Source organism: Celeribacter halophilus (genome assembly GCF_900114135.1).
GTDB lineage: Bacteria > Pseudomonadota > Alphaproteobacteria > Rhodobacterales > Rhodobacteraceae > Celeribacter > Celeribacter halophilus.
The window spans coordinates 147,289-157,618 of sequence record NZ_FORY01000009.1; the positions used below are offsets into that span (position 1 = coordinate 147,289).

General features: G+C 56.4%; 12 protein-coding genes and 1 tRNA gene. 9 read left to right on the top strand and 4 right to left on the bottom strand.

Features of this window, described 5'->3' with window-relative positions:
* Positions 1-139 precede the first annotated feature (139 nt).
* Both rlmH and rsfS read right to left on the bottom strand, forming a co-directional pair.
* Complete coding sequence (gene rlmH, locus BM152_RS11360) at positions 140-610, bottom strand: 23S rRNA (pseudouridine(1915)-N(3))-methyltransferase RlmH (RefSeq protein WP_066601213.1); 471 nt, start codon at positions 608-610, stop codon at positions 140-142.
* Positions 610-999 (bottom strand): ribosome silencing factor, encoded by a 390-nt coding sequence (gene rsfS / locus BM152_RS11365; RefSeq protein WP_066601215.1) that lies wholly within the window; start codon positions 997-999, stop codon positions 610-612. The genes rlmH and rsfS overlap by 1 nt, the downstream gene beginning before the upstream one ends.
* Positions 1,000-1,404: 405 nt before the next feature.
* Here rsfS and leuC point away from each other — a divergent pair, with 405 nt between their 5' ends.
* The 3 genes from leuC (at position 1,405) to BM152_RS11380 (ending at position 4,072) form a co-directional block, all read left to right on the top strand.
* Entirely contained in the window at positions 1,405-2,832 is a 1,428-nt protein-coding gene (gene leuC / locus BM152_RS11370; RefSeq protein ID WP_066601217.1) for a 3-isopropylmalate dehydratase large subunit, read from the top strand.
* 11 nt (positions 2,833-2,843) lie between these two features.
* A complete protein-coding gene (leuD, locus tag BM152_RS11375; RefSeq protein WP_066601218.1) occupies positions 2,844-3,449 on the top strand; it encodes a 3-isopropylmalate dehydratase small subunit in 606 nt (201 codons plus the stop codon).
* A 104-nt stretch (positions 3,450-3,553) separates the two neighbouring features.
* Positions 3,554-4,072: an HdeD family acid-resistance protein gene (locus BM152_RS11380; RefSeq protein ID WP_066601222.1), complete on the top strand. Its 519-nt coding sequence runs from the start codon at positions 3,554-3,556 to the stop codon at positions 4,070-4,072.
* 37 nt (positions 4,073-4,109) lie between these two features.
* Here the strand turns inward: BM152_RS11380 and BM152_RS11385 are convergent, their stop codons facing one another.
* Entirely contained in the window at positions 4,110-4,349 is a 240-nt protein-coding gene (locus BM152_RS11385; RefSeq protein ID WP_066601225.1) for an EF-hand domain-containing protein, read from the bottom strand.
* A gap of 621 nt (positions 4,350-4,970) precedes the next feature.
* Here BM152_RS11385 and BM152_RS11390 point away from each other — a divergent pair.
* The 3 genes from BM152_RS11390 to leuB all read left to right on the top strand — a co-directional run bounded on the left by BM152_RS11390 (position 4,971) and on the right by leuB (position 8,014).
* Complete coding sequence (locus BM152_RS11390) at positions 4,971-5,807, top strand: hypothetical protein (protein ID WP_066601247.1); 837 nt, start codon at positions 4,971-4,973, stop codon at positions 5,805-5,807.
* A gap of 59 nt (positions 5,808-5,866) precedes the next feature.
* Entirely contained in the window at positions 5,867-6,847 is a 981-nt protein-coding gene (locus BM152_RS11395; RefSeq protein WP_231730487.1) for an endonuclease/exonuclease/phosphatase family protein, read from the top strand.
* A gap of 63 nt (positions 6,848-6,910) precedes the next feature.
* Complete coding sequence (gene leuB, locus BM152_RS11400) at positions 6,911-8,014, top strand: 3-isopropylmalate dehydrogenase (RefSeq protein WP_066601229.1); 1,104 nt, start codon at positions 6,911-6,913, stop codon at positions 8,012-8,014.
* Positions 8,015-8,071: 57 nt separating this feature from the next.
* Here leuB and BM152_RS19535 read toward each other — a convergent pair whose 3' ends face one another.
* Positions 8,072-8,245: a hypothetical protein gene (locus tag BM152_RS19535; protein ID WP_231730488.1), complete on the bottom strand. Its 174-nt coding sequence runs from the start codon at positions 8,243-8,245 to the stop codon at positions 8,072-8,074.
* Between the two features lie 327 nt (positions 8,246-8,572).
* On the opposite strand from BM152_RS19535, the gene BM152_RS11410 reads away from it, so the two are divergent.
* The 3 genes from BM152_RS11410 (at position 8,573) to BM152_RS11420 (ending at position 10,321) form a co-directional block, all read left to right on the top strand.
* Positions 8,573-9,517 carry a DMT family transporter gene (locus BM152_RS11410; RefSeq protein ID WP_066601233.1) on the top strand — a complete coding sequence of 315 codons (945 nt, stop codon included), beginning with the start codon at positions 8,573-8,575 and terminating at the stop codon, positions 9,515-9,517.
* 69 nt (positions 9,518-9,586) lie between these two features.
* Positions 9,587-9,663, top strand: a tRNA-Pro gene (locus BM152_RS11415).
* Between the two features lie 430 nt (positions 9,664-10,093).
* Positions 10,094-10,321, top strand: coding sequence for an IS3 family transposase (locus tag BM152_RS11420; protein WP_066598943.1), 228 nt, complete (start codon positions 10,094-10,096; stop codon positions 10,319-10,321).
* The last annotated feature ends 9 nt before the right edge of the window (positions 10,322-10,330 follow it).

Here is a 10,330-nt window from a genome sequence, read left to right on the forward strand (position 1 = left end):
TTCTGTGAAGAGCAAAGCAGTTGCACTCTATCTAAAGCCTTTCACACTCGACTTGAAGCACAAGTTGATTGCGCAAGCGCCACGAGTTTAATGCGACTTGCGCACTTATTTGTGCTCCTTCGTGGTAAAAATATTTAAATCATGTCCGGTGATAGGGAGAACCGGCCAAAATGGAGGCGGCGCGGTATAGTTGTTCGCACAACATGGCGCGGGCCAGCATATGCGGCCAGACCATCTTGCCCAGAGAAATGGAAAAATCTGCCTGCGCGCGCAGAGACGGATCAATTCCGTCCGCACCTCCGATGACAAACGCCACATCGGAGCGCCCCGCGTCGCGCCATTCGGCCAGTTTGCTGGCAAATTCCGGAGAGGACAAAAGCTTGCCGCGCTCATCCATAGTGACGAGAACGGCACCTTTTGGCAGGGCGCGTTGCAAGAGGGTGGCCTCGGCTTTCATGCCGCCACCCTTTTTGTCCTCAACCTCGGAGATGCTCAACGGCCCAAGACCTAAGGCCCGTCCGGTGCGGTCGAAGCGGGTGGTGTAATCGTCAATCAGAGACGCCTCGGGACCGGCACGCAGCCGGCCCACAGCGCAAATCTGCACTCGCATCAGTTCTCGCTGGCTTTGCCCGCAAGCGCCGCTTTCGCGTCTTCCGGAGACATCCACATTTTTTCGAGCTGGTAGAAATCGCGCACTTCCGGACGGAAAATGTGGACGATCACATCACCCGCATCGATCAGCACCCAATCGCCTTGCTCTTTGCCCTCGACACGGGACAGGATACCGAACCGCTGTTTCAGCGTGTCGGACAGTTTTTCTGCCATAGCCGAAACCTGACGGGTCGAACGACCCGAACAAATGACCATATAATCGGCCACTTCGGATTTGCCCTGAAGGTCGATGGACACGATGTCTTCGGCTTTGTCTTGGTCAAGGGTCTTGGTGACGAAATCGAGCAATTGCTCGCCTCCGATCTGGTCCGGTATGGCTCCCGTCATGGGCGCCTCCGGTGTTGCGGCATTCTCAGCCGCGCTCTGTACGTGAGACAGGACATAGTCCTCCTTGGGATACGCGCCGGTCCGCCCCGGCACTGGGCATGACACTAAGATAGCATTGCTTTGGTGAAATCTCAATGTTTAGGCCCTCGCCTTCGGTCCATTGCCTTTGCGAGACATGCACGAATAAGAGGATAGATGCGCATCTCCCTTGCGAGACGCGCGCACAGCCTATATGTGACACCTTATGAAGCGCATGTTTGAGATCACGGACCGGGCCTGGTTGCCCTGGCGATTCTTCGGAGCGATGAACTCCGTCCTAGCCCGACTTTGATGCGGGGTGTTTGGCGTGCACGGCGCGCCTGCTGACTTCATACAAATTCCACAGAACATCCACGGGAGAGCGAAATGACCGCCCCGAAGACACTCTATGATAAAATCTGGGACGCCCATGTTGTCCATGAGCAGGAAGATGGCACCTGCCTGCTTTATATTGATCGCCACCTCGTTCACGAAGTGACCTCACCGCAAGCCTTTGAAGGGCTGCGCCTTGCCGGTCGTGACGTGCGCGCGCCGGACAAGACCATTGCCGTGCCGGATCACAACGTGCCGACCACTCTGGATCGCGTGTCCGGCGTGATCGCCAACGAGGAAAGCCGTATTCAGGTTGATGCGCTCGACAAGAACGCCAAGGATTTCGGCATCCATTATTATCCGGTCTCTGACGTGCGTCAGGGGATCGTGCACATTGTCGGGCCGGAACAGGGCTGGACCCTGCCGGGTATGACGGTGGTCTGCGGCGACAGCCACACCGCCACCCACGGCGCGTTCGGTGCGCTGGCCCACGGCATCGGCACCTCCGAAGTCGAGCATGTTCTGGCCACGCAAACGCTGATCCAGAAGAAGTCCAAGAATATGAAGGTGGAGATCACCGGCAAGTTGAAGCCGGGCGTGACCGCCAAGGACATCACCCTTGCCGTGATCGGTGCAACGGGCACTGCTGGCGGCACGGGCTATGTCATCGAATATTGTGGTGAGGCGATCCGCGATCTTTCGATGGAAGGCCGTATGACCGTCTGTAACATGGCGATTGAAGGCGGCGCCCGTGCCGGTCTTATCGCGCCCGACGAAACCACCTTTGAATATGTCAAAGGTCGTCCGCATGCACCGAAAGGCGCACAGTGGGAAGCGGCTCTGAACTGGTGGAAAACGCTCTATACCGACGAGGGTGCTCATTTCGACAAGGTTGTGACGCTCAAGGGCGAAGACATCGAGCCCGTTGTCACATGGGGCACCTCGCCCGAGGATGTTCTGCCGATCACCGCGAATGTGCCTGATCCAGAGAGCTTCTCCGGTGGTAAGGTCGACGCGGCGAAACGTGCCATTGAATATATGGGCCTCACACCGGGTCAGAAACTCACCGATATCGAGATCGACACGGTCTTTATCGGGTCGTGCACCAATGGCCGGATCGAAGATCTGCGCGCTGCTGCCGAGATCCTCAAAGGCAAGAAGATCAAAGACGGTATGCGGGCCATGGTTGTGCCGGGTTCGGGTCTTGTGCGTGCACAGGCCGAGGAAGAAGGTCTTGCCGATATTTTCAAGGACGCCGGTTTCGAATGGCGTCTGGCGGGTTGTTCCATGTGTCTGGCCATGAACCCCGACCAACTGTCGGAAGGGGAGCGCTGCGCCTCGACTTCGAACCGCAACTTCGAAGGCCGTCAGGGCTATAAAGGGCGGACGCACCTTGTGTCTCCCGCGATGGCCGCTGCTGCTGCGATCACCGGTCATCTGACCGATGTGCGCGAGCTGATGACCGAAACCGAGACTGCTTGAGGAGCCGCAAAATGGAAAAGTTCGAAAAACTGACCGGCGTCGCGGCCCCTATGCCGCTCGTGAACATCGACACGGATATGATTATCCCGAAAGTGTTTCTGAAGACCATCAAGCGGTCGGGCCTTGGTGTGAATCTCTTTGACGAGATGCGTTATGACCGTCAGGGCAATGAAATCCCCGGTTTCGTGCTCAACAAACCGCAATATCGCAACGCGGAAATCCTTGTGGCGGGTGACAACTTCGGTTGTGGTTCCTCGCGGGAACACGCGCCTTGGGCGATTGCCGACTTTGGCATCAAATGCGTGATTTCCACCTCTTTTGCCGACATTTTCTACAACAACTGCTTCAAGAACGGCATCCTGCCGATCGTGATGCCGCAAGAGGTTGTGGATGTGTTGATGGAGGATGCCGAAAAAGGCTCCAACGCCCGCATGACTGTGGATCTGGAAAATCAGGTCGTCACCACGTCGGACGGTCAGGAGTTCCCTTTCGAGGTGGATGCGTTCAAGAAACATTGCCTGCTCGAAGGGTTGGACGACATCGGTCTGACGATGAACAACGTCAAAGACATTGATGCGTTTGAAAGCAAACTGGCTCAGGAACGTCCTTGGGTCTGAGTTCGGACAGAGATTGACATGAATCGTGAAGCGGCGGCCATTGGTCGCCGTTTTCTTTTGGGGCGGCATGCCTATATCTAGGTTGAAACAGATAGGAGAGTGTCATGACGAATTGGAAAACATGGGTTGGAATCGGTGTCCTGATGTTTCTCTTTGGCCTGCTTGCGCTGGGCAATGCGGTTGTGACCTCGCTTGCGATCACGATCATGCTGGGCTCGCTTTTCGCCATTGCCGGCGTGGCGCAGCTTTGGGCTGGATTTTCCGGTGTTGTGCATGACAATCGGGTCTTTACGCTGATTTGGGGGCTGATCAGCCTGTTGATCGGCGTGAGCTTCATTGCCAATCCTTTGGAGGGCACTGTGTCGCTGACCATGCTGGTCACAGGGTTTCTGCTCGCCTCCGGTGTGATCCGCCTGCTGATGGCGTGGCGGATGCGGGAGAGCCGGTTGTTTTGGGCGCTGCTGCTCTCCGGAGCCGTGACGGTGCTTTTGGGGGGCTATATCCTCGCGAATTTCGCGGCTATTTCCCTGTCGCTTCTGGGTATTTTCTTTGGCATCGAGCTGTTGGTGGACGGGGCTGGCCTGATCGGGTTCGGGCTTTTCCTGCGCAACCATCGTTTGTGAAAACGGCGACCCTTATGGGCCGCCGCCTCCGTAGGGCTTATTCCATCGCGGGAAGCAGGCCTTCGGACTGCGCCATAGCCAGTTCCTCGATGGTGACTTCGCCGCTTGCATCGGCGTCAATCAGGGCGAAGTTTTCTTCGGTCAGGTCGGGATAGACCATCAGCATCTCTTCCATGGAGTAGGTGCCGTTTTCGTCACTATCCAGCAAGGTGGTCTGGGCAAACGTCGGAGCCGCGAAGAAGGTCAGAGCGCCGAGGGTCAGAGCAATAGGTTTCATATTGTGTGTCCTTTCATGTGTGATGCCCGTGAAGGGCGAATTGAAACGGCTATGAACCGTTGCCCTGAGAGATACAGCCCGCGCTCAAGGTCTCAAGAAGCTGAAAACAATAGAAAGATTTTGCGCATTTGCTCGCCGTAGCGGTGCGGAATGTCGCGCAATTTTGCGCGGGGGTTCGCAAATAGGCGAGATTTCCCCGTCAATTCCGGCGGGAAAATGCCAGCCAGAGAGCGGTCGCATCGCCGCCATCTTGATATGCTCCGCTGCTTGGCTATGGCGCGCGACACCGATGTGATTTTTAGTCCTATGGGCTCAGGCGTGCCGTTTCTGACATGGCCCCGACTCGCGCATTGCAAGTCGTTTCGGGCCCGCCTCTTTTTCTGAAACGTGGCAGATACCTTGAAAAAACATGGAAATCAGGGCGCAATGATGCAATTTCGCACCGCTTCTTCCATGAAACCGCCCGATTTGCCCCGTTAACCTTAACCAATCCTTGCTGCACAAGACGAAAGAAGGCAAAAGTTGGGCAATATTGAGGCAATCCGTCATATTTGGCGGGATCAAAATGGGAAAAGAGCGCGGCGTCGTATCGTGCTCAACCAGTTTGAAGGGAAATTGGCAGTGGTTCGTCGCGTGCTGGGAGCGCTTTTACGCGCATTTTTGGTGGTCCTGTTGGTCATCGTGCCGTCTATGCTTTTGCCAAGCGTGACCGCAGATACCGCACAGGTGATCGCCCTTGTCGCTTTTTTCGCGGCGGCATTGACCTTTTTTGAATATGTGTCGGTCTATCCGGGGCTTGTCGAATTTCGCGATGCGCCGCCGTTCAACCGCGTGCGCTTTGCCGCGTTGTTTGTCACGGTGCTGTTTTTGGCGTTGATTGTCCGCGGCACCTATAGCCCAACCATCGTGACCGAATTTATCAGAGCCATCGGAGCGCTGATCGGTTACGTCCTTGATTTCCCTTATTCGCCCGTCCGTCTGATGGTCTTGGCCCTGCCTGCGGGCAGCTCTGCGCAAGAGATTGAACTGATGCGCGAGGCGGCGGGCTTGAGCTATCTTATTTCTCTTCTTTCTCTGGCGATCTTCCTGATTGTTCTGGGCGTGCGACATTGGCCGTCCCGGTCCGGCTCTTTTAATGTCTGGATCAATCTTCCGACCTTTGACCCAACCGCAGGCGGCGATGTGGTTAAGCGGTTGAAACGCGATGCACGGATCAATGTTGTGATCGGGTTTTTGCTGCCTTTCCTTATTCCTGTGGTCTTGAAAGCAGCCGCAAGCACGTTTGGCGCACTAAGCGTTGAAAGCGATCAATCCCTGATCTGGGCCGTTGCGGCGTGGGCCTTTCTGCCCTCGTCTCTGTTCATGCGCGGGATCGCGATGGGGCGGATTGCCTCGATGATCGCGGAAAAGCGGCGTCAAGCCTATGCGCGTGCCGAACTGGATCATGCGCCTGCGTAATGCGGTGGCTGGCGCTTGTTCTGCTCTTGATGCCCCTCGGAACTGCCGCGCAGGAGCGCTTGCGTGTTGCCACTTGGACCGTGGAACTGACGCGTAACGGGCCGGGGCTTTTGCTGCGCGATATTCTCAAAGGGGATGATCCGCAAATCCGAGCCGCGCAAGATCATATTCGTGTGGTCTCTCCAGATATTTTGCTGCTCACGGGGTTTGATACCGACTTTGACGGGCACGGTCTGCGCGCCTTTGCCCAAGATCTCGATTATCCCGCCATCTTTACCCATCCCGGAAACTCCGGTCGCCCAACAGGACGTGATCTGGATAAGGATGGCCGTTTTGGCGAACCCGAGGATGCGCAATCCTATGGCGAGTTTACAGGGCAGGGCGGAATGGCGCTTTTGTCGCGTTTGCCGATTGCAGCGCAGGAAGTGCGCGACTTTTCCGAGATGCTTTGGCGCGATCTGCCAGAGGCGGCTCTGCCGGAGGGATATTTTGATGATGATGACTTGGAGATTCTGCGTCTGTCGTCGCATGCACATTGGGATGTCCCTGTGATGTGGAACGGGGCGCCGCTCCATCTGTTCAGCTATACGGCCACCTCCCCAGTGTTTGACGGTGAGGAAGACCGCAACGGGCGGCGCAATGCGGATGAGACGCGGTTTTGGCTGCACTATCTTGACGGGGGCTTGCCGCTCTCCTCGCCCGAAGGTGATTTCGTCATTTTGGGAGACAGCAATCTCGATCCGTATGACGGAGACGGGCGGCGCGAGGTGATGCATGCGTTGCTTTCCGATCCCCGTATTCAGGACCCGCAACCGCGGGCGCAGCGCGGCCCCGTCGCCAATCCCGGTCATCTGGGAGACCCTGCTTTGGACACTGCCGACTGGGATGATCCGCAGCCGGGAAACCTGCGTGTGGATTATGTGCTTCCTTCTTCCGGTCTTGAGGTTCTCGATGCCGGTGTCGCTTGGGTTGACGCCGCGAATGAAAAAAACACCTTTCGGCACGGCCTTGTCTGGGTCGATCTGGCGCGGCTTCCTTGACGCGGCGGCGGGCAGGCGCTACGCCGCTTGCGACCTTAAGAACAACAAGGACTGGACGCGATCATGAGCACGCCTTCTCTTCTCATTCTCCCCGGTGACGGTATTGGCCCTGAAGTGATGGCCGAAGTCGTTCGCATTATCGACTGGTTTGGCGAAAAACGTGGCCTCAAGTTCGATGTGACCACCGCTCTCGTGGGCGGGGCCGCCTATGACAAACATGGTGTGCCGCTCTCCGACGAAACCATGGCGAAGGCACAAGAGGTCGACGCGGTGCTTCTGGGCGCTGTGGGCGGGCCGAAATATGACGTGCTCGATTTCTCCGTGAAACCGGAGCGTGGCTTGCTACGCCTGCGCAAAGAAATGGACCTTTTTGCCAACCTGCGTCCGGCACAATGCTTTGACGCGCTGGCGGATTTCTCCTCGCTGAAAAAAGATGTGGTGGCCGGTCTCGACATCATGATCGTGCGCGAACTGACATCTGGCATCTATTTCGGTGAGCCGCGTGGCATCATCACCGAGGGCAACGAGCGTGTCGGCATCAACACCCAGCGTTACACCGAGTCGGAAATCCGCCGCGCAGCGATTGCCGCTTTTGAACTGGCGATGAAACGGAACAAGAAGCTCTGCTCCATGGAAAAAGCCAATGTGATGGAATCGGGCATTCTCTGGCGTGATGTGGTGACCGAAGTCTCCGCCGATTACCCCGAGGTCGAGCTGTCGCATATGTATGCCGACAATGGCGCGATGCAGCTGGTGCGTGCGCCGAAACAGTTCGACGTGATCGTGACCGACAACCTCTTTGGCGATGTGCTTTCCGATTGCGCCGCCATGCTCACCGGTTCGCTTGGCATGTTGCCCTCTGCGTCTCTTGGTGCGCCGATGGCGAATGGTCGTCCGAAAGCCATGTATGAGCCGGTGCACGGCTCTGCGCCTGACATCGCAGGACAAGGCAAGGCGAACCCGATCGCCTGTATCCTCTCCTTCGCGATGGCGCTGCGCTATTCGTTCGATGAGGGCGCTGAGGCGACTCGTCTGGAGCAATCTATCGAGAACGTGCTGGCCGACGGTGTGCGCACAGCCGACCTTCTGGCGGATGAGGGCGTGACGCCTGTCTCGACCTCGGGTATGGGCGACGCCATTCTGGCCGCTCTGGATGCGTCGCTCTGATCTGACGTATCACGGAACAAGAACAGGAAAGGGCGCCCTACGGGCGTCCTTTTTCATTTAGTCGAATAAGTCGAAAATGTCTTCAGCAAGGTCAAACAACCGGTATGCGGTGGATTTGCGTTTCTTCTTGGCTTTGCCTCGTGTGGTCGGGTGGGATTTTTTCGATTTCTTGCCTTTGATCTTGAACGAATCCTGCTCATAGCTCCGATGGAGGGATTTCATCTTCGACAAAGGCGCGCCACAGGCCGCACATTTCAATTCGTGGCGGACACCATTCCCGAGCGTAAGAACAGTCCTGGAACCACAATAACAACAAGTTGCAGATTTTTGCGTGCGATACATGGAACACATGTGGGTTTGAAGCGTTGAAAACGCAAGAGAGTGTTTGCAGCTTGTCGAAATGCAGCGATAAAGCGCTTTCTCAATGATCTATGTGTCATAAGGTGATTGTGACAGACCCGCTACATTACTACGTTTTAAGCGTTTCTCGAAAATCTGTGACTCGGGTTTCCCGTGAAACACTCTAACCTGACCGCGCCATCCGAGGAGGACCGACGCATGAACATCACGGGAGCTTTCTATGCCCTCGCCGCTTTCGCGGTTTTTTCGACGCATGACGTGGTGATCAAATTCCTTGGCGGGACCTATGCGCCGTTCCAGATCATTTTTTTCTCTACACTGTTTTCCTTTCCGCTTGTGATGTTCATGTTGATCCGCGACCGGAGCGAAGGCCATTTGCGCCCTGTGCATCCGTGGTGGACGCTGTTTCGCACGCTGGCGGCCATGTGCAACACGCTCGCCGCCTTTTATGCCTTCTCTGTGCTTCCTCTGGCGCAGGTCTATGCGCTTATCTTTGCCACGCCTTTGGTCGTCACAATACTCTCCATTCCGGTGTTGGGTGAACGGGTTGGATTTCACCGTTGGGCTGCGGTCGTGATGGGGCTGGTCGGTGTGCTTGTGGTTCTGCGCCCCGGCTCCACGGAGATCACTCCCGGACATTTGGCTGCACTCTCTTGCGCGGGTTTCGGGGCCTTTGCCTCCGTCGTCGTGCGTAAGGTGGGCCGCGAAGAGCGGACTGCGGTGCTGATGCTCTACCCGTTGATCGCGAACTTCCTCGTGATGGGGCTGGCAATGACTTTCTTCTACAAGCCGCTGCCGCTTATGGATCTTGGGGGTATCGGGATGGTCTCGATTCTGGGCTTTAGCGGCGGTGTGATCCTGATCTTTGCCTATCGCGCATCCGAAGCCGCCATCGTTGCGCCTATGCAATATTCCCAGATCATTTGGGCCACGATTTTCGGTTATTTCATCTTTGGCGAAACGATCGATTCGCCGACAGTCATCGGGGCAGGCATCATCATCCTCTCGGGTCTTTACATTGTTTTCCGCGAGTCGCACGGAGGTCATTCGGAGAACACCCCCGTACTCCGAACCCGCTCCCGCGCCTCTTCGGCAGCGTCCTTCCGAATATCTCCCTTTGTCAGACGCGGAAAACTTCGCTGAACCATGTTATGAAACATGGAATTGGCTCTTGCAAAACCCGCAATGTCGCTATATTCCGCCCCTCACGGTCGGAGCGTAGCTCAGCCTGGTAGAGCACTGTCTTCGGGAGGCAGGGGCCGGAGGTTCGAATCCTCTCGCTCCGACCAATTAAATCAATCGCTTACGGGATTTTCCGCAGGTTTCGTAAATGTACGAAACTGTGCGGTCACACAGATTCGCAAATTTCCAAAAGAAAACCCCGACGCGCTGGCGGGCGCGATCGGGGTCACAAGCTCTCAGTTAAGCTGTCTAATCTCAGTTTACCCGCTTCTGCCTAAGCATGCAATCTTTGCGACTTTTATTCGTGGAGGTGCCGCATGAGTAATCAGTTGACGCACCGGGGGTTGCCGGCTGGCATGACGCGCTGGGACCTCTTGAAAATGATCGAAAGCGGCCGTCGGGTTCTCGGCCTAAGCAAAGGGGCGGTAGCCTATTTGCGATACGCGATTACCCACACTGAGCTACCCCCCGAAATTCGGACAGTGACGTAAGCTACGATTTGCAGTCTGCTGATCTTCGACGAAAAGGAGATCAGAGATGTCGAAACGCAAACAACATGCGCCTGAATTTAAGGCGAAGGTCGCGCTGGAAGCCTTGAAGGGTGAGGAGACCGCCGCCGAGCTGGCAAGCCGGTTCGGGGTGCATCCGACGATGATCCATCAATGGAAACGTGCGCTCTTTGAGGGCGCCTCCGGCGTGTTTGAACGCGGTGGCAGAAAGAATCCCGAGATCAATGAGGAGCAGGTGAAGGAACTCCACGCCTAGATCGTGGGG